This window comes from Streptomyces sp. P1-3 (assembly GCF_050613155.1).
Taxonomy (GTDB): Bacteria; Actinomycetota; Actinomycetes; order Streptomycetales; family Streptomycetaceae; genus Streptomyces.
Window position 1 is genome coordinate 4995006 of the sequence record NZ_CP192512.1, and the last position, 18785, is coordinate 5013790.

Genomic DNA, 18785 nt, shown 5'->3' on the forward strand with positions numbered 1-18785 from the left:
GCGCCGTGGAGATCGCCGTCAGGAGCGCCGCGGAGCCCGCCGTCAGGAGCGCCGTGGAGATCGCCGTCACCGGCGTCGGGCTCGCCCTGCCGGGCGCCGCGCACCCCGCGGAGCTGCTGCGCGGCACCCCGGTCGGCACCGACACGTACGACACCACCGCCGTCATCGGCCGCCGCGGCCACCGCTACAAGGACCGCGCGACCCGGCTGGCGCTGTGCGCCGCGGTCGGCGGGCTGCGGGACGCGGGCCTGATCCCCGCGGACGGCGAGGAGCTGACCGTACCCGGCGGCTCCGTCGGCGTCGTCGCCAGCTCCAACCTCGGCAACCTCGACACGGTGTGCCGGACCGCCACCACCATCGGCGAGCGGGGCGTGACCGCCATCAGCCCGATGGACCTGCCCAACGCCTCCGGCAACGTCGTCGCCTCGACCGTCGCCATCCGCTTCGGGCTGCGCGGGCCCAACACCCTGTTGTGCAACGGTCCCGCGTCCGGCCTGGACGCGGTGCACTGGGGCGCCAACCTGGTCGCCGCGGGCCGGATCCGCCGCGCCCTGGTCATCGGCGTCGAGACCCGCAACGAGGTCGTGCAGGAGCTGACCGGCCACGGCGCGGACGAACTCCTGGACGGCGCGGTCGCGCTGGTCCTGGAGAGCGCCGACGCCGCCCGCGAGCGCGGGGCCGTCCCGGTCGCCGCGCTGGGTGCCTACGAGCGCCGCCCCAGCGTGCGCGCCTGCGTCGGCGCTCTGCTCGGCACCGGTCGCGCGGACCCCGGGATCTGGTTCACCCCCGAACGGTACGAGTCGGGGGGCGGCGGCCTCCTCCCCGATGCCGTCCCCCGGCGCGATGTCAGCCGCGCCTTCGGCCGGTCCTCCGGCGCTCTCGGCGTCCTGCAGTGCGCCGCCGCGACCGCCTGGATCGCCGCGGCGGGCGGCCGCGGCCGGGCCCTGATCACCGCCGGAGACGACACCGCCGACGGCGTCGCCGGGCTCTGGCTCAATCCGTACGGAGCGTCGTGAACACCGAGCCCGCACAGCCCGTGGTGGTGCGCCGCGCCCGCACCGCCGGGACCCCGGGCACCCCGCTGAGGGTCCTGCTGCTGCACGGGCTGGCCGGCAGCGCCGCCGTCTGGGCGCCCTTCGCCGAGCGCGCCGACCCGGCCTGCGAGCTGTGGACGGCCGAACTGCCCTGGCGCGGCTTCGGCATCCGCGGCTGGCACGAACGCCCCGCCGACGCCTGGGTGGAGCAGGCCGTCGCCCGACTGCCCGACGCCCCCGACGTCGTCGTCGGCCACTCGTTCGGCGCGAACGCGGTGCTGGCCTGGCTGAGCCGGCAGGACCAGCCGTCGCACCGCACCCCTCGCGGCGCCGTGCTGATCTCCCCGTTCTACCGCCCCCGGGAGGAGCACTTCGACTGGGAGGCGATGTCGTACTACCTCAACCGCTTCCAGGACGTCCTCTCCGACGGGCTGCGGGTCAGCTCCCGCGGACAGCTGGCCCCGGACGTCCGGGAGGAGATGGCCCGCAAGGTCCGGGACCGGATCGGGCCCTACGGCTGGATGCGGTTCTTCGACACCTACCTCAACACCCCGCGGCTGCCCGTCGAGCGGATGTCCATGCCGTTCCTGATCCTCGGTGGCGGGACGGACATCGCAGCCTTCCCCGACGAGGCCCGGTCGCTGGCACGAGCGCTGCCCGACGCCACGGCCCGGATCCTGCCGGACGCCGGCCACTTCACGATGGTGGAGCGCGCGGCCGAGTTCGCCGAAGCGGTGAACGGCTTCCTCCGCACCCTCACCGCCCCGCCCGCGCCGGACGCCGGCCACTCCGCGGCCTCCGCCGACGCCTCCGCCGACCGATCCTCCGACCGTTCCGCCGACCTATCCGCCATGGAGTACGACTGATGACTGCCGCCGTCGCGCCGACGCTCACCGAGGCCCTGCTCAACGACGCCACCGTGGTGCGGATGCGGCCCCGCTACGAGGGCGTCAACATCTGCACCTGGATCGGCTTCAAGCACGTCAACTACCTCGTCGAGGAAGCCGTCCTGGTCCATCTCAAGGAGTCCGGGGTCTCCGCCCGGCAGCTGTACGAGGAACACGGCCTGGGCGTCGACTTCGTCGGTATGGACACCCGCATCCTGCACGCCCTGCACCTCGACGACGAGGCCGAGGCCACCGTCGAGCCGGTGCGCAAGAAGGGCGAGGAGCAGGCGCTCACCTTCAAGGTGACCCTCCGGATCGACCGCGGCGGCGAGACCCTGAAGGCCGTCACCTCCAAGGTCCGCCTGGCGCTGCGCGTCGACACCTACCTGCCGGCCACCGCCGAGGTCCCGGCCGACCTCGGGGCGTTCGCGGTCGAGCGGCTCGGCGCCGACCTGCCGCCGGTCGCCGACCCGGCCCCTGAGCACTCCGCGGCGGCGGCCGCGGCGCTGGCGGCGGGCGGCGACGAGCAGGCGGTGCTCGCGGCGCTCACGCGCGGCCGCAACGCCCACGCCTGGAAGTGGACCGTCTCCTACCCCTACTGCCACTTCACCGAGCGCCTCCAACTGTCGGGCTACCTGCGGCTGATGGAGGAGGCCAAGGACCGCTTCGTCGCGGACCGCGGCATCTCCATCAAGACCTTGCTGGACGAGCGGCGCTGGATCCCCGTCGTCCCGCGTTCCACGGTCCGCGTCGTCGACGAGGCGCTGATGGAAGAGGACCTGTACACGGTCTACACCGTGGAGGAGGTCTTCAAGGACCTCACGTACACCTCCCGCATGGACAACTATGTCATCCGGAACAGCGCGTTCCACCTGGTGCAGACCGGCACGATCACGCACGGCTACGCCGAGATCGCCAGCCGCCGGGACTGGCGCCTGGTGCCCTTCGACCAGAAGGTGCTGGACGCCCTCAACGGGAAGCCGGTCGGCGCCTGATGGACGACGTACTGGTCACCGGACTGGGCGTGCTCTCCTGCCTGGGCTCCGGCGTCGACACGTACTGGGCGGGCATGAACGCGGCGCGCAGCGCCCCCGGCCGCGTGCCCGACCCGGACGCGCGCATGGACCACCCGCTGCTCTACATGGTGCCGGAGGCCGACCTGCCCGCGGGCCCTCAGGAGCAGGACGGCCTGACGCTCGGACGCGCCTCCCAGCTCGCCCTGGAGGCGGCGCGCCAGGCGGTCGCCGACGCGGGGCTGGCGGTGCCGGTCACCGACCCGCGCCGCGTCGCCGTATGCGTCGCCACCGCCATGGGCGACTCCGGGCTGCACGACCAGTGGCGCGCCGCGGGCTCCGCCGAGGGCGACCGCTGGACGCCCACCTTCGCGGTGTCCTCGGTGGTCGGCGGCTGGCTCGGTGCCCAGGGCCCCAACGCCAGCGTCAGCAACGCCTGCGCGGCCGGCGGCTTCGGGCTCTCCGTGGCCGCCGACCTGATCCGCTGCGGCGAGGCCGACGTGGTCATCGCCGGGGGCTCCGAGGCGTACTCCCGGGTCGCGCTCGCCTGCTTCAACCGGCTCGGCGCGATCGACCCCGAGCGCTGCCGCCCCTTCGACGCCGCGCGCCGGGGCACGCTGTTCGGCGAGGGCGCCGCCGTGCTGGTCCTGGAGTCCGCCGCGCACGCCCGCCGGCGGGGCGCCACCAAGGCGTACGCCCAGCTGGCGGGCGCCGGCTGGAGCTGCGACGCGTACCACACCACCGCGCCCGAACCCGGGGGAGAGCAGATCGAGCGGGCCATGCGGCAGGCGCTGCGCGAGGCGGGCGCACCGGCCGACGGCGGCGGCATCGGGTTCGTGGTGCCGCACGGCACCGGCACCGAGCTGAACGACACCGTCGAGAGCCGGGTGCTGAACACCGTGCTGGGGGCCGCCGCCCGGGACACCCCCCTCTACAGCCTCAAGGCGCTGCTGGGCCACACCGGCGGGGCCGCGGCCGCGCTCGCCGTCCTGACCGCGGCGCTCATCCTGCACCGCGGATCGGTCCCGCCGAACGTGCCGCTGGGCGAGCGGGACCCCGACTGCGCCGTACGCCTGCCGACCCGGCCCACCGCGCCGACCGGCCCTTACGGCCTGGTCAACGCCTACGCGTTCGGCGGAAACAACGTGTCCCTGGTGCTGAAGGAGGCCACCCTGTGAGCGGCGGACGCGACCTGGTGGTCACCGGCGTCGGCGTGGTCGACGCGGAGGGCTTCGACCACCGCACCGCCCTGGGCAGGCGCGGCTACAAGTACCTGCCCACCGCCACCCAGTACTTCCTCGCCGCCGCCAAACGAGCCCTCGAATCGGCCGGCCAGGACAGCCTGGAGGCCGTGCACCCCGAGCTGCGCGGCGCCGCCGTGGGCACCAACAGCGCGGCCGAGGCGCTGCACGACCGGATGGACCGCACGGTCCTCCAGACCAGCGCGGCGGACCTGAGCCCGGCCCTCGCGCCGTACTTCTCCATCAACCTCTTCGGCAGCAGACCGGCCACCGAGTACGCGCTCAAGGGCTTCAACATCACCCTGGTCGGCCCGCGCGTCGCGGGCTTCGACGCGCTGGGCACCGGGCAGCGCTGCGTGGCGCTGGGCCGCGCCGACTGGCTGCTGGCCGGGGCCACCGAGGAGGCGCTGCCGCCGACCGAGCCGGGCGCGGACGCGTCCGAGGCGGGGGCCGTGGCCCTGGTGCTGGAGCCGGCCGCCGCGGTCGCGGCCCGGGGCGGCGCGGCGTACGGCCGGGTCGCGGCGCGCTCGTTCTTCCTGCCCCCGCGGGCCGCCCACGACGCGACGCTCGCGCGAGAGCTGGTCGACGGCGCCCTCAAGGAACTCGGCCACGGCCTGGATACCGGCCTGGCCGCCACCGCCGTCCTCGACGACTCACCGGTCGGCCGGGCCGTCGCCACCGCGCTCGGGGGCGGCACGACCCACGTCCCCGCACGCGCGGGCTGCCTGGAACCGGTGCTGCGCGTGGCCGCGGCGCTGCGCGCCGGCGGAGACCGCCCGTCCGCCGTCGTCACCGCGGCGGCCGAGGGCAACGTCGCGGTCTGCCTGGTCACCCCGGGCGGCGGCCCGGAAACGGACACCGGCCACAAGCCCGGCACCGATCACAAGCGATGAGGAGAGCAGAACGATGACCGCCTCTCTGGAAGGCTCCTGGGCCCTGATCCTCGGCGCCTCCAGCGGAATGGGACTGGCGACCGCCCGCGAGCTGGGACGCGCGGGCGTCAACGTCGTCGGCGTGCACTTCGACACCGCCGAAGGCCAGGAGAAGGCCGCGGTCGCCCAGGAGGAGATCCGCTCCGACGGCGTACAGGCCCACTTCTTCAACGCCAACGCAGCCTCCGCCCGCACCCGCGAGGAACTGGTGCCGAGGATCGCCGACCTGACCGGCCGCAAGGGGGTCAGGATCCTCATGCACTCGCTGGCCTTCGGCACCCTGGTGCCGTTCCTGCCCGCCGCGGAGACCCCCGGGCTGACCTCCCGCCAGATGAACATGACGCTCGACGTGATGGCTCACTCGCTCGTGTACTGGACACAGGACCTGTTCGGCGCGGGCCTGCTCCGCAAGGGCGCCAAGATCTACGCGATGACCAGCGCGGGCGACTTCAAGGTGACCGCCAACTACGGCGCGGTCTCCGCGGCCAAGTGCGCCCTGGAGTCCCACGTACGCCAGCTCGCCCTGGAACTCGCCCCCACCGGGGTCGCGGTCAACGCGCTGCGCGCCGGCGTCACCGTCACCCCGTCCCTGGAGCGCATCCCGGAGAGCGAGCGGCTCATCGCGAACGCCACGGACGCCAACCCGCACCGGCGGCTGACCCGCCCCGAGGACGTCGCCGAGGCCGTCGTCCTGCTGTCCCGCACCGAGTCCTCGTGGATCACCGGCAACGTGATCGGCGTCGACGGCGGCGAGAACCTGACGGGCTGAGGAGCGCACGCGAACCATGGTTTCCGCCACCACCGAGGGCCCCCCGCTGATCACCGCCTGGGCCGCCGTGTCGCCCTGGGGCCTCACCGGGGAGGACTTCGCCACCGGGCTGGCGTCCGGCCGCACCGCCCGGGCGTCGCTGGACCCCGGGACCTGGCCCGTGCCGCATCCGCACGCCTGCCTGGTCCCCGACTTCTCCCTCCGGGACACCTTGGGCCGCAAGGGCACCCGCTCCATGGACCGGGCCACCGGACTCGCCGTCACCGCCCTGCGGGAGCTGCTCACCGACCACCCCGCCGAGGGCGAGCCCGCCCGGCTCGCCGGAGTCGGCGAGGACGCCGGACTGGCGCTCGGCACCAGCACCGGCAGCGCCCAGAGCATCATGGACTTCACCCGTGACTCCCTGGTCGGCGAGAAGCCGTTCTTCGTCGACCCGGCCCGGTTCCCCAACACGGTCATGAACTGCGCCGCCGGGCAGTCCGCCATCTGGCACCGGCTCAAGGGCCCCAACACCACCATCGCCGGCGGCCGCGCCACCGGGCTGCTCGCCCTGCGGTACGCGCTGCGCCTGCGGCGGGCCGGCCGCGCGGACACGGTGCTGTGCGGCGCGGTCGAGGAGTTCTCCGCCGCCCGCGCCTGGCTGGACTGGCATTCCCGCGCCGCGGACGAGGACCCCGCGGTGCTCGGCGAGGGGGCGGCCGTATGGCTGCTGGAGCCCGCCGAGGCCGCCGCGGCCCACGGCCGGGCCGGCCTGGCCGAGGTCGCGGGGCTGGAGTTCGGCTTCGCGCCAGGCCCCGGCCAGGCCCGCGCCGTACTCGCCGACGTCCTGCGACGCCTGCTGGAGCGTACGGGCACGGACCCCGGCGAGGTGTGGGCGGTCGCCGACGGCCGGCCGCCGGGCGCCGAAGGGCAGGCCGAACAGGGCGCGCTGGCCGACGTGCTGGGGGAGCACCGGCCGCGGCGGCTCGCGCCCGCCGACTCCATCGGGGACACCCACGCCGCGTCGGCGGCGTTCCAGATCGCCGCGGTGCTCGCCACGGCCGAGCGCGGCGGTGCCGAGCCCGGCAGCCCCGCCCTGGTCACCTCGGTCGACCGGGACGGTGTCGTCGGCGCCGCCCTGCTGCGGACCCGGTGACAGCCCCGCGGCGGCACACAGACCTCACCACCACTCCACCACCGGAACCGCGACAGAAGGAGACACCGTGTCCGACACCGCCACCACCCTCGACCTCGACGAGCTGCGCACTCTCATAGCCGACGTACTCGACGTGGACGAGGAGGAGCTCACCGAAGAGGCGAACTTCGTCGAGGACCTGGGCGTCGACTCCCTCATGGCCCTGGAGGTCATGGTCGAGCTGGAGAAGAAGTACTCCATCAAGCTGGGCGAGCGTGAGCTGAAGAAGATCACCTGCCTGCGCGCGGCCTACGACCTGATCGCCAAGAAGCTGGGGCAGTGACCCGGTGACCATGCCACCGCGAGGACGCGGCCCCGTCGACGGCACGCCCGAGGTCACCGACCCGGGCGCCGCCGACGGGCCCGCGAGGACCGTGGTGCTCGTCGACCCCGCGGAGCGGGTCTTCGCCGGCCACTACCCCGGATTCCCGATCTTCCCCGGCGTCTGCGTCATCGAGTACGCCCGGCTCAGCGCCCTGGCCACCCTGCCCGAGCCCGGCGACCGCTGGACCCTGGCGGCGATCGAGAGCACCCGCTTCGTCAGCCCGGTCTTCCCCGGGGACACCCTCACCACCGAACTCACCTGGAAGCGGGCGGAGGACGGCGACGCCTGGCGCTGCAAGGCCGTATCGTCCACCGACCGCGGCCGGTCCGCCCAGATCACGCTCCGCTTCGCACCCCGGGGAGACCGATGACCCCGCTCACCGTCGCCGACATCAAACGGGTGCTGCCGCACCGCTATCCCATGCTGCTGGTGGACCGGGTGACCGAACTGGTGCCGAACGAGCGGCTGACCGCGCTGAAGGCCGTCACCGCCAACGAGCCCTGGTACGCGGAGCTCGCCGACGAGGCACCCGACGCCGAGTACGCGTACCCGCCGGTGCTGCTGGTCGAGTCCTGGTGCCAGGCGGCCGGGACCCTGGTGACGTGGGAGAACCCCAACCCGGATGTGCTCAGCGGCCGGGTGATGCTCTTCGCCGGCGTCTCCGACGCGGAGTTCGTCCGGCCGGTGCTGCCCGGCGACGTCGTGGAGCACCGGGTACGGCTCAGCCGTTCGATCGGCGACGCCGTCGTCTTCGAAGGCGAGAGCGCCGTGGGGGGCGAGGTGGTCATGCGGATCGAGCGCGTCACGATGGCCATGCGCCCGGCGTCGGAGCTCACCGGGGCCGCCCCCGGCGAGCGGCAGAAGTAACGGAAGGGAAGAACGAGCGTATGTCCGACACCACCAGGCGGGTCGCGCTGGTCTCCGGCGGATCGCGGGGCATCGGCCGCGCCACCGTGCTGAGGCTGGCCCAGGACGGCTTCGACGTGGCGTTCTGCTACCGGGCCGACCCGGACGCCGCCCACGCGCTGGAGAAGGAGGCGGCCGAGCTGGGCGCCGGCCGGGTGGTCGGCCGCCAGGCCGACGTCTCCGACGCCGACTCGGTGCGCGAGCTGGTCGCCTTCACCCAGGAGCGGCTGGGGGACATCGACGTCGCCGTGGTCTGCGCCGGGATCACCCGGGACAACCCGCTGCTGCTGATGCGGGACGAGGAGTGGCACGAGGTCCTCGACGTCAACCTCGACGGCACGTACCACGTCTGCCGGTCCGTGGTCTTCGAGATGATGAAGCGCAAGTCCGGCTGCGTCGTCACCGTCTCCTCGGTGGCCGGGGTCCACGGCAACGCGACGCAGACCAACTACGCCGCGTCCAAGGCCGGGATCATCGGCTTCACCAAGTCGCTCGCCAAGGAGGTCGGCCGCTACAACATCCGGGCCAATGTCGTCGCACCGGGCTACATCGAGACGGACATGACGGCCGGCCTGTCCGACGGGGTCAGGAAGCAGGCGGAGAAGAGCATTCCGCTGCGCCGCTTCGGCCGCCCCGAAGAGGTCGCCGACATGGTCGCGTACCTGGTCCGCGCCGACTACGTCACCGGCGCGGTGTTCCAGGTCGACGGCGGCATCGTCATCTGAGGGAGGCGGCCGTGGCCGGCAGGCGCATCAAGGTACCCCGTTTCTATTTCAACTTCCGTAGTCCGTACTCGTGGCTCGCCCACCACGACCTGACGGTCCACCATCCGGACGTCGCCGGGGCGGTGGAATGGCACCCCTGGTGGGAGCCCGACGAGCGGAACGAACACCGTCTCGACGCGGCGGGCGGGGGCTTTCCCTACGTCCCCATGTCCAGGGAGAAGCACCTGTACATCCTCCAGGACGTGCGGCGGCTGACCCGGGACCGCGGCCTTCCGGTCACCTGGCCGATCGACGAGAACCCGGTGTGGGAGGTCCCGCACCTGGCGTATTTCGTGGCGCGGGCCGAGGGCAGGGGCCCGGAGTACATCGAGCGCGTCTACCGGGCGCGCTGGCTGGAGGGCCGCGACATCTGCGCGCGGGAGACCGTGGCCCGCATCGCAGAAGAGCTCGCCCTGCCGGTCGAGAGGATGACCGGCGCCGCCGACGACGAAGAGCTGCGCGAGCGGGAGGGGCTGCCGGCGCTGCTCGCGATCAGCCGGGACGGCGCCTTCGGTGTCCCCTTTTTCACGTATGGTTACGACAAGTTCTGGGGCGTGGACCGGCTGCCGGCGTTCGTGGCGGCGGTACGCGCCCGCGGTGTGCGGCGTGCGTCGGCGCCCCCGCCGCCCGGGCCGCCACGGCCCGGCGCGGACTTCGTGGCGGCCAGGTCCGGTGACCAGGCCCACGAAGGGGGCTGCGGCTGACACCGCGCCCGCCGCTCGGGCCGTGTCCGGTGATCCTCCCGGGGCTCCGCCCCGGGACCCCGGTCTCCACACTCCCCGGACGAGGGTGTCCGGGGAGACCGCCGACGGGCTGGACAAGCCTGCCCGTACGCCCTTCACCTCACGGAGGACGCAGATGCCCGAGTCGGAACCGGCCAGGCGTACCACGCTCAGGAGCCGGGTGCTGTCGACGGCGGCCCTGCCGATAGCGCCCCTGTACGGAGCGGCACTGGCGTACCTCGCGTTCCACCCCCGCCGCAAGGGTCGGCAGCTCGCCCACCCGCGCGACTACGGACTGTCCGGCACGGAGCTGAAGATCCCCTTCCGCACCGGCAAGTACGTCCACGCCTGGCTGTGTCCGGGGGCCGAGGACCGAGTGGTGGTCCTCGGCCACAGCATGGGAACCGACAAGTCACGCAGCCTTCGGCACGCCAAGTTCCTGCACGACGCGGGCTATACGGTCTGCCTGTTCGACCACCGCAACCACGGGGCCAGCAGCCAGGACCCCTCCTGGCTCGGCCTCGGCGACCGCTTCGCCAGCGACCTCACCGCGGTCGTCGGCCACCTGCGCACGGCGCGCGGCTACGGGGCCGCGCGCTTCGCCGTCTACGGCTTCTCCTTCTCCGGCTTCAGCTCGTTATGGGCACTCACCCACGAGGGGTTCACGGTGGACGCCGTGGTCTGCGACAGCGGGCCCGGCCACGATGTGCCGCCGCTGATCCGCAAGTTCCTGGAGGCCGACCTGCTGCCGATGCCAGGACCGCTGCGTGTCGGGCCCTCCCGGGAGGTGGTGACCGGGGTGCTCTGCGCGCTGGGCACCGCGATGACCGGCGCCCAGTGGCCGCCGCCGGTGACCGGCACGCTTGCCCAGGTGCCGCTGCTGTTCCTGTCGGGGGAGCGGGACGCCGTCGTACCGCCGTCGTCGGTGGACGCGCTCGCCGAGCGCTTTCCGCAGGCCGAGACCCATGTGCTGCCCCGCGCGGAGCATTTGCTCGGCCTGGATGCCGACCCTGAGTCCTATGCGAACGTCGTCCTGGATTTCCTCAAGCGGAGTCTGGGGTAATTTCGAGCAACTGACCACCCGTCAAGGGCGGTTCTTCTGAAAAAGGGAAGGGAGCGCATGCGTAAGGTGCTCATCGCCAATCGTGGCGAAATCGCTGTCCGCGTTGCCCGGGCGTGCCGGGATGCCGGGATCGCGAGCGTTGCCGTGTACGCCGATCCGGATCGGGACGCTGTGCATGTGCGCGCGGCTGATGAGGCCTACGCGTTGGGTGGTGACACCCCGGCCACCAGCTATCTGGACATGGCCAAGGTCCTCCAGGCGGCGAAGGACTCCGGTGCGGACGCGGTCCACCCCGGTTACGGGTTCTTGTCGGAGAACGCGGAGTTCGCGCAGGCGGTGCTGGATGCGGGTCTGATCTGGATCGGTCCGCCGCCGCAGGCGATCCGGGATCTGGGTGACAAGGTCGCAGCCAGGCATATCGCGCAGCGCGCGGGCGCTCCGCTGGTCGCGGGCACCCCGGATCCGGTCTCGGGTGCGGATGAGGTGGTGGCGTTCGCGACCGAGCATGGTCTGCCGATTGCGATCAAGGCGGCGTTCGGTGGTGGTGGGCGCGGGTTGAAGGTCGCCCGGACCCTGGATGAGGTTCCCGAGCTGTATGAGTCGGCGGTCCGCGAGGCGGTGGCGGCGTTCGGCCGTGGCGAGTGCTTCGTGGAGCGTTACCTGGACAAGCCCCGGCATGTGGAGACCCAGTGCCTGGCCGACGCCCATGGCAACGTGGTCGTGGTCTCCACCCGTGACTGCTCTCTCCAGCGTCGTCATCAGAAGCTGGTGGAGGAGGCTCCGGCTCCGTTCCTGTCCGAGGCACAGAACGCCGAGTTGTATGCCGCGTCGAAGGCCATCTTGAAGGAGGCCGGGTATGTGGGTGCGGGGACGGTGGAGTTCCTGGTCGGCAGCGACGGCACGATCTCTTTCCTTGAGGTGAACACCCGGCTGCAGGTGGAGCATCCGGTGACCGAGGAGGTCACCGGTATCGATCTGGTGCGGGAGATGTTCCGTATCGCCGATGGCGAGGAGCTGGGTTACGGCGACCCGGTGGTGCGCGGGCACAGCTTCGAGTTCCGTATCAACGGTGAGGACCCGGGTCGGGGCTTCCTGCCCGCCCCGGGCACCGTCACCGTGTTCACCCCGCCCACCGGCCCCGGTGTCCGTCTGGACGCGGGGGTGGAGTCCGGCAGTGTGATCGGTCCGGCGTGGGACTCGCTGCTGGCGAAGCTGATCGTGACCGGTGCGACCCGTGAGCAGGCGTTGCAGCGTGCGGGGCGGGCGTTGGCGGAGTTCCGGGTCGAGGGCATGGCGACGGCGATCCCGTTCCACCAGGCCGTGGTGGTCGACCCGGCGTTCACCGCCGACCCGTTCACGGTCCACACCCGCTGGATCGAGACCGAGTTCGTCAACGAGATCAAGCCGTTCGCCGCGCCGGCGGATGCCGAGACCGAGGACGAGGCGGGCCGTGAGACGGTCGTCGTCGAGGTCGGCGGCAAGCGGCTGGAGGTCTCCCTGCCCGCGTCCCTGGGCGTCGCCTCCACCCCTGCGGGTGGCGGGGCGCGGAAGCCGAAGCGGAAGGCGGCGAAGAAGTCCGGCTCCGCCGCTTCCGGCGACGCGCTGGCCTCCCCGATGCAGGGCACCATCGTCAAGGTCGCGGTCGAGGAAGGACAACAAGTCTCCGAAGGCGACCTCGTAGTCGTCCTGGAAGCGATGAAGATGGAACAGCCCCTCAACGCCCACCGCGCGGGCACCATCAAGGGCCTGACCGCCGAAGTCGGCGCGTCCCTCACCTCCGGCGCCGTCATCTGCGAGATCAAGGACTGAACCAGTGGTAACCCCCGGAATACGCACGGTTTCCGGGGGACTACCATGGTCATAAATATCGAAAATTTAATCTTTGACGACCAATTGTTCGAGCCCGGGATGGCGAAATCTCGCATGTGAAGGTTTCGAGGAGGCGCCCCTTCTCTGCCCTCGGGGTGGGGTTTTAAACGTAGGGGTACCCCCTACGTCAAGTGCCGTGCTAGACATGACTCTTGTCAGGAACGTCGTGCTCCAGATGTCTGACCATGTGAGCAGGACAGTGTCCACACGAGAACCTGAGGAATGGCCTTCGGCATCATGGGTGAGCAGCGAGAGAGCAGCACGTGGGTCCGGCGATTCCACCCGTCCGAAGAGAGTCGGCTCCGGCTGGTCTGCCTGCCGCACGCCGGTGGTTCCGCGCCGTTCTATTTCCCGATGTCCCAGGCGCTTTCTCCGGCGATCGACGTCCTTTCGGTGCAGTACCCGGGGCGGCAGGACCGGCGCATGGACCCGCGGATCGAGAACATCCCCGAGTATGCGGACGCCATTGCCGCCGAAATCAAGCCGTGGCTGGATCTGCCGACCGCGTTCTTCGGGCACAGCATGGGTGCGGTCATCGCGTTCGAGGTGATCCGCCGCCTGGAACAGGACCCGGCGTTCTCCGCGGTCACCCTCTTCGCCTCCGGCCGCCGGGCGCCGTCCCGTTACCGGGACGAAAACGTGCACACCCGGGACGACGACGGCATCGTCGCGGAGATGAAGCTCCTCAGCGGCACCGACGCGCAGATCCTCGGCAACGAGGAGATCCTCCGCATGGTGCTCCCGGCCATCCGCGGCGACTACACCGCCATCGAGACCTACCGCTCCGAACCCGGCGCCACCGTCCGCGCGCCCATCACCGTCCTCACCGGCGACGCGGACCCCCGCACCAGCCTCGAAGAGGCCGAGGCATGGCGCGCGCACACCACCGGCGCCTTCGACCTCCAGGTGTTCCCGGGCGGCCACTTCTTCCTGGCCAGCCACCAGGAGAAGATCCTGAAGATCGTGGCCGACGGAATGTCGGCACCCGGCGCCCGATAACCCACGGCAGTCCACGGAAAGCAATCAAGGCGGCACGCTCGACGCCTGAAATGACCGTCAGGCCTCGGGCCGCACTTTCTCGGGGGATGAACGTCTTTGCCTGCGACCCTGTCAACCTCTCTGCCCGCGACCCTTTCCGAGCGGGAAAACCACGTCGCCGCGCTGCGCGAAATGCTGCGCTGCGCACAGCAGGGCCGGGGAAAACTCGCCCTCATCAGCGGCGCGGTGGCCGGCGGTAAGACCGACCTTCTCGACACCTTCAGCGGACACGCCATCGAATCCGGCGCGCTGCTGCTGGAGGTCACCGGCTCCCGAGCCGAGCGTGAGCTGCCCTTCGGCCTGCTCAAGAAGCTCTTCGACAACGCTGCCATACCGCCCGCCACCCGCGCGGAGGCGGCCCGCCTCCTGGACGACAAGGACCTGTGGGCCACCGCCACGGGACGCATGCGCATGATGTCCGACGTGTCGTCGGTGCTGCTGCGCCTGGCCGAGGAGCGCACCCTCGTCCTCGCCGTCGACGACGTCCACTGCGGCGACGAGCACTCCCTCCAGTTCCTGCTGCACCTGGCCCGCAGGGTCCGCCAGGCCAAGGTCCTGGTCGTGCTCACCGAGTCGACCCGGCTCCGCCAGGACCAGCTCACCTTCCACGCCGAACTGCTGCGCCAGCCCAACTGCGCCCGGCTGCGGCTGCACCCGCTCACCGAGTCCGGCACCGCCGAGATGCTGTCCGGCCATGTCTCCGCCGCCGTCGCGGCCCGGCTGGCGCCCGAGTGCCACCGCGTCACCGGCGGCAGCCCCTTGCTGCTGCGGGCCCTGCTGGAGGACTGGCGGGCCGGCGGCGAGCGCGGCGAGTCCCGCCAGCGCCCGGCGCCCGGTGAGACCTTCGCGCAGGCCGTACTCGACTGCCTGCACCGGGGCGAGCCCGACATCCTGATGATCGCCCGGGGCGTGGCCGTGCTCGGCGACGCGAGTTCGCCGCACTTCCTCGGCAGACTGCTCGACGCGGGGGTCAGCACCGTCGAACAGGGACTCCAGGACCTTCAGCAGTGCGCCATCCTGGACGGGACGGCGTTCCGCGAGGCCGCGGCCCGCACCGCCGTCCTCGACGCCGTCCCCGCACCCGTCCTCTCCGAACTCCACCGCCGCGCCGCCGAGCTGCTGCACGGCGACGGGGCGGCCGCGCTCGAAGTCGGCCGGCACCTGGTCGCCGCCCGGCAGGAGGCCGAGCGCTGGACCGTGCCCGTCCTGCGCGAGGCCGCCGAGTACGCCCTGGTCGAAGAGGACCTCGACTTCGCCCTGCGCTGCCTGGAACTCGCCCACGACGCCTGCGTGGAGGGCCCGCTGCGGGCCGAACTCAAGACCCGTATGGTCAGCGTCGCCTGGCGGCTCGGCCCCGCGACCGCGGACGGCCACCTGCCGCAGCTGGCCACCGCGGCCGCGAACGGCCTGGTCGCCCCGCGCGACCTGGCCATGACCGTCGCGTACCTGGCGTGGTCGGGGCGGCTGGAGATGGCCGCCGACACCCTCGACGAGGTCGCCCGCACCATGCCCCCCGGCGGGCGGGGCACCGCCGACCCGCTGCCCGGCGCGGCCGTCGCCGCCGCCGGTCAGTGGCTGACGATGCTCAGCCCGCCGCTGCGCGACCGCGTCCCCACCGCCGCAGGCGCCCCCACCGCCTTCATCGGGCCACGGGACCTGGCCGGGGAGGCGTACGCCCAGTCCGCCGCCACGCTCGCCACCGCGCTCGGCGGCGGCTGCGGCGGCCGCGCGGAGATCGAGGCCGAACGCGTCCTGCAGCGCTACCACCTGAGCGACGGCGCCCTCCAGCCGCTGGTCTTCGCCCTGCTGGCCCTGGTCTACGCCGACCGGCTGGACCTCGCCCTGTCCTGGTGCGAGCGGCTGCTGGGCGAGTGCGCGGCCCGCCGGGTCCCGACCTGGCAGGCCCTGCTCTCCGCGGTACGGGCCGAGATCGCGTTGCGCCAGGGCGATCTGCCGGTCGCCGCCCACCAGGCGCGCTCGGCCATGGCGCGGATCGGCGCGCAGGGCTGGGGGGTCGGCATCGGCCTGCCGCTGGCCACCCTGATCCAGGCCGAGACCGGCATGGGCCGGTACGACGAGGCCATGGCGCTGCTGGAACAGCCCATCCCCGACGCGCTCTTCCAGACCCTGCCCGGACTGCACTACCTGCGCGCCCGCGGCCGCTGTCATCTGGCCACCGGTCGCTACCACGCCGCCCTGGGCGACTTCACCGCCTGCGGCGAGCTGATGGAGGCGTGGCGGCTGGACGCCCCCGAGCTGGTCCCGTGGCGGCTGGACGCGGCGGAGGCCTGGCTCGCGCTCGGCGAGCCGAAGCGGGCCAGGGCACTGGCGGACGACCAACTGCGGCGCGGCGCCGACCGCCCCCGGCTGCGCGGCACGCTGCTGCTGGCCCTGGCCCGTACCGACGACCTCAAGCGCCGGCTGCCCGCCCTCAAGGAGGCCGTGGAGATCCTGGAGGCGGGTGACGACCGGCTCCAACTGGCCGTCGCCCTGGGTGAGTTGGGGCGCGGATACCGCGCCCTGGGGGACTTCAACCGGGCCCGGATGCTCGTCCGCAAGGCGTGGCACGTGGCCAAGGCGTGCGGCGCCGAGCCGCTGTGCCGGCAGCTGATCCCCAGCCACGCCGAGACCGGCGACCTGGTCGCCCCGGCGCAGCCGGGCCGTGAGGCGGATCCGCAGCGGGAGGTGGAGGTGCTGACCGAGGCGGAGGCCCGGGTCGCCCTCCTGGCCGCGCACGGCAACACCAACCGGGAGATAGCCTCGAAGCTGTTCGTCACGGTGAGCACCGTCGAGCAGCACCTCACCCGCATCTACCGCAAGCTGAAGGTCAAACGGCGCCGCGACCTGCCCGCGAAGCTCTCCGACAGCGCGCTCACCGGGACGGCCTGAGCGCCCGATCCCGACCGCGCCGGAACTCCGGCGACGACCTCGCCGCCGCGTTCCCCGCCGACCGGGAGTGGTCCGCTGGGACTGCCGTAGGCGATCACGGCGCGAGCAGCCCGTTCTCCAGGGCCGTCATCACCGCGGCCGTGCGGTCGGAGACCCCGAGTTTGCGATACGCGCGCAGCAGGTGGGTCTTGACGGTGGCCTCGCTGATGAACAGCTTCGCGCCGATCTCGGCGTTGGTCAGGCCCTGGCTGACCAGCCGGAGCACCTGGCACTCGCGTCCGGACAGCGGCGCGGGCTCCACCGTGCGCGGGCGGAACAGTTTGCCGGCCAGTGAGGGCGTCAGCACGGTCTCGCCCCGGGCCGCCGTGTGCACCGCGTCGATCAGCTCCTGCCGCGAACTGCCCTTGAGCAGGTAGCCCGCCGCGCCGGCCTCCACCGCGCGGAGGATGTCGGCGTCGTCCTCGTACGTGGTGACGATGACGACCTTGGTGCCCGGCGACCGGCGCAGGATGTGGCCGGTGGCGGCCACGCCGTCCATTCCGCCCATCCGCAGATCCAGCAGCACGATGTCCGGCCGCAGCGCGGCGGCCTGGACGACGGCCTCCTCGCCGGAGCCGGCCTGACCGACGACCGTGATGCCGTCGGCGGACTCCAGCATCGCGCTCAGACCCTCGCGCACCACCGGATGGTCGTCGGCCAGCAGGACCGCGATCGGCTTGGTCGGTGTTCCCTCGTTCATGTGCCCGTGTTCCTCATACGCCGCTCGATGTGCCGGGGTTCCTCATCCGTTCACGACCTCCGCCGCCGGCGTCTCCAGGGGCACCGCCACCTCGACGGTGGTGCCCGCGCCGGGCCGGCTGGTGACGGTCGCCGCCCCGCTGATCTCCTCCACGCGCGCCTGCATGCCGCGCAACCCGTACCCCTCCTGCCGGCCGTCCGCGACGAAGCCCTGGCCGTCGTCGCTGATCAGCACGCGGACGGTGTCCTCGTCGTACGCCACCACCACATCGACCACCCGGGCCCTGGTGGCGTGCTTGCGCACGTTGGCGATGGCCTCCTGCACCGCGCGCAGCAGCACGACGCTGACCGCCATCGGCAGGGGCTTCTCCGCGCCCTGGACCGAGCACCTGACGTCCAGTCCGGTCTCGGCGACCAGGCCCTCGGCCTGCCGGCGCACCGCCTGCACCAGGGAGCTGCCGCGCAGCGCGGGCGGGGTGAGCGCGGCGACGAAGTCGCGCGCCTCGGCCAGGGACTCCTTGGCCACCCGCCCCGCCAGGGTGAGATGGGTACGGGCCAGCTCCGGGGCGCTGCCCACCTCCGACTCCGCGGCCTGTACGAGGGAGATGATGCTGGTCAGGCCCTGGGCGAGGGTGTCGTGGATCTCCCGTGCCAGCCGCTCGCGCTCGGCGGAGATGCCGGCCTCGTGGGAGAGCCTGGCCACCCGCTCCCGGCTCTGCTGCAGCTGCTCGATCAGCCGGCCGCGCTCCTTGCTCTGCCGTACCACCCGTTTGATCCACATGCCGAGGAGGACCGACAGGCCGATGCTCAGCAGGGCGATGGGCAGGACGGTCAGCGCGTCCATGCCCAGGCTGCCGCCGTGCATCCACGCCACCGCCACCGGCCAGAAGTTGGCCACCGTCACCAGCACGAAGGCCGTACGCATCGGCAGGCTCATGATGAGCATGGGGACGATGGCGAACAGGGCGAAGGCGCCCGAGAGGTTGAACGCAGTGGTCCCGGCGAACAGCAGCAGCAGGCCCGCGGCGAAGACCAGGTTCCGCGGCCCCATGGTGTCTCTGATCATCAGCCCCCGGCCGAGGGCCGCGTACCAGGGCACGATCAGTGTCAGCGCGCCGATGCCGATGGAGTGGTAGACCTGCCCGTCACCGGAGATGAACAGTAAGACGGCGGTGATGAGATAGGAGACGGCGAAGAAGCCGTCCCACAGGCCGAACCAGCGGGTTCCCGACTCGGGGCCGTAGTACGCGCCGGCCTCCGGCGCGTCCCCCTGAGGGTGATTGAGCACGACACCAGTCCTACCACGGGTGTCCACCGTGTCCACCGGTCGGTTGACACGCGGAACCCACCGTTCAGTCGTCTCGGCAGGCGCCCCCGCCGCCTTAGCGTGGAAACGACACAGCGAAGTGCACCAAGGCACT

General features: G+C 72.4%; 18 protein-coding genes. 16 read left to right on the plus strand and 2 right to left on the minus strand.

Going from position 1 to position 18785, the window contains the following annotated elements:
* Positions 1–5 precede the first annotated feature (5 nt).
* The 16 genes from ACQUSR_RS21660 to ACQUSR_RS21735 all read left to right on the plus strand — a co-directional run bounded on the left by ACQUSR_RS21660 (position 6) and on the right by ACQUSR_RS21735 (position 16626).
* Positions 6–1016, plus strand: a complete 1011-nt coding sequence (locus ACQUSR_RS21660; RefSeq protein ID WP_431047763.1) for a beta-ketoacyl synthase N-terminal-like domain-containing protein — start codon at positions 6–8, stop codon at positions 1014–1016.
* Positions 1013–1900, plus strand: coding sequence for an alpha/beta fold hydrolase (locus ACQUSR_RS21665; protein ID WP_431044249.1), 888 nt, complete (start codon positions 1013–1015; stop codon positions 1898–1900). Before ACQUSR_RS21660 ends, ACQUSR_RS21665 begins: the two co-directional genes overlap by 4 nt.
* Positions 1900–2916 (plus strand): hypothetical protein, encoded by a 1017-nt coding sequence (locus tag ACQUSR_RS21670; RefSeq protein WP_431044250.1) that lies wholly within the window; start codon positions 1900–1902, stop codon positions 2914–2916. Before ACQUSR_RS21665 ends, ACQUSR_RS21670 begins: the two co-directional genes overlap by 1 nt.
* A complete protein-coding gene (locus ACQUSR_RS21675; protein WP_431044251.1) occupies positions 2916–4112 on the plus strand; it encodes a beta-ketoacyl-[acyl-carrier-protein] synthase family protein in 1197 nt (398 codons plus the stop codon). Before ACQUSR_RS21670 ends, ACQUSR_RS21675 begins: the two co-directional genes overlap by 1 nt.
* Positions 4109–5068: a beta-ketoacyl synthase N-terminal-like domain-containing protein gene (locus ACQUSR_RS21680; RefSeq protein ID WP_431044252.1), complete on the plus strand. Its 960-nt coding sequence runs from the start codon at positions 4109–4111 to the stop codon at positions 5066–5068. The genes ACQUSR_RS21675 and ACQUSR_RS21680 overlap by 4 nt, the downstream gene beginning before the upstream one ends.
* A gap of 13 nt (positions 5069–5081) precedes the next feature.
* Positions 5082–5876, plus strand: a complete 795-nt coding sequence (locus tag ACQUSR_RS21685) for an SDR family NAD(P)-dependent oxidoreductase (protein WP_431044253.1) — start codon at positions 5082–5084, stop codon at positions 5874–5876.
* Between the two features lie 16 nt (positions 5877–5892).
* The gene (locus ACQUSR_RS21690) at positions 5893–7011 is read left to right on the plus strand and encodes a beta-ketoacyl synthase N-terminal-like domain-containing protein (protein WP_431044254.1); all 1119 of its coding nucleotides are present in this window, start codon (positions 5893–5895) and stop codon (positions 7009–7011) included.
* 67 nt (positions 7012–7078) lie between these two features.
* Entirely contained in the window at positions 7079–7333 is a 255-nt protein-coding gene (locus tag ACQUSR_RS21695) for an acyl carrier protein (RefSeq protein ID WP_431044255.1), read from the plus strand.
* A 10-nt stretch (positions 7334–7343) separates the two neighbouring features.
* Positions 7344–7745, plus strand: a complete 402-nt coding sequence (locus ACQUSR_RS21700; RefSeq protein WP_431044256.1) for a 3-hydroxyacyl-ACP dehydratase FabZ family protein — start codon at positions 7344–7346, stop codon at positions 7743–7745.
* Entirely contained in the window at positions 7742–8242 is a 501-nt protein-coding gene (locus ACQUSR_RS21705) for a 3-hydroxyacyl-ACP dehydratase FabZ family protein (RefSeq protein ID WP_431044257.1), read from the plus strand. The genes ACQUSR_RS21700 and ACQUSR_RS21705 overlap by 4 nt, the downstream gene beginning before the upstream one ends.
* A gap of 20 nt (positions 8243–8262) precedes the next feature.
* Positions 8263–9006, plus strand: a complete 744-nt coding sequence (fabG, locus tag ACQUSR_RS21710; protein WP_431044258.1) for a 3-oxoacyl-ACP reductase FabG — start codon at positions 8263–8265, stop codon at positions 9004–9006.
* Between the two features lie 11 nt (positions 9007–9017).
* Positions 9018–9749 carry a 2-hydroxychromene-2-carboxylate isomerase gene (locus ACQUSR_RS21715; RefSeq protein WP_431044259.1) on the plus strand — a complete coding sequence of 244 codons (732 nt, stop codon included), beginning with the start codon at positions 9018–9020 and terminating at the stop codon, positions 9747–9749.
* 154 nt (positions 9750–9903) lie between these two features.
* Positions 9904–10830 carry an alpha/beta hydrolase gene (locus tag ACQUSR_RS21720; protein ID WP_431044260.1) on the plus strand — a complete coding sequence of 309 codons (927 nt, stop codon included), beginning with the start codon at positions 9904–9906 and terminating at the stop codon, positions 10828–10830.
* Positions 10831–10887: 57 nt separating this feature from the next.
* Positions 10888–12639 carry an acetyl/propionyl/methylcrotonyl-CoA carboxylase subunit alpha gene (locus tag ACQUSR_RS21725; RefSeq protein ID WP_431044261.1) on the plus strand — a complete coding sequence of 584 codons (1752 nt, stop codon included), beginning with the start codon at positions 10888–10890 and terminating at the stop codon, positions 12637–12639.
* 297 nt (positions 12640–12936) lie between these two features.
* Positions 12937–13698 (plus strand): thioesterase II family protein, encoded by a 762-nt coding sequence (locus tag ACQUSR_RS21730; RefSeq protein ID WP_431044262.1) that lies wholly within the window; start codon positions 12937–12939, stop codon positions 13696–13698.
* A gap of 96 nt (positions 13699–13794) precedes the next feature.
* Positions 13795–16626, plus strand: coding sequence for an AAA family ATPase (locus ACQUSR_RS21735; RefSeq protein ID WP_431044263.1), 2832 nt, complete (start codon positions 13795–13797; stop codon positions 16624–16626).
* A 94-nt stretch (positions 16627–16720) separates the two neighbouring features.
* Here the strand turns inward: ACQUSR_RS21735 and ACQUSR_RS21740 are convergent, their stop codons facing one another.
* Positions 16721–17365 carry a response regulator gene (locus tag ACQUSR_RS21740; RefSeq protein ID WP_431044264.1) on the minus strand — a complete coding sequence of 215 codons (645 nt, stop codon included), beginning with the start codon at positions 17363–17365 and terminating at the stop codon, positions 16721–16723.
* A gap of 42 nt (positions 17366–17407) precedes the next feature.
* Positions 17408–18652 carry a sensor histidine kinase gene (locus ACQUSR_RS21745; protein WP_431044265.1) on the minus strand — a complete coding sequence of 415 codons (1245 nt, stop codon included), beginning with the start codon at positions 18650–18652 and terminating at the stop codon, positions 17408–17410.
* Between the last annotated feature and the right edge of the window lie 133 nt (positions 18653–18785).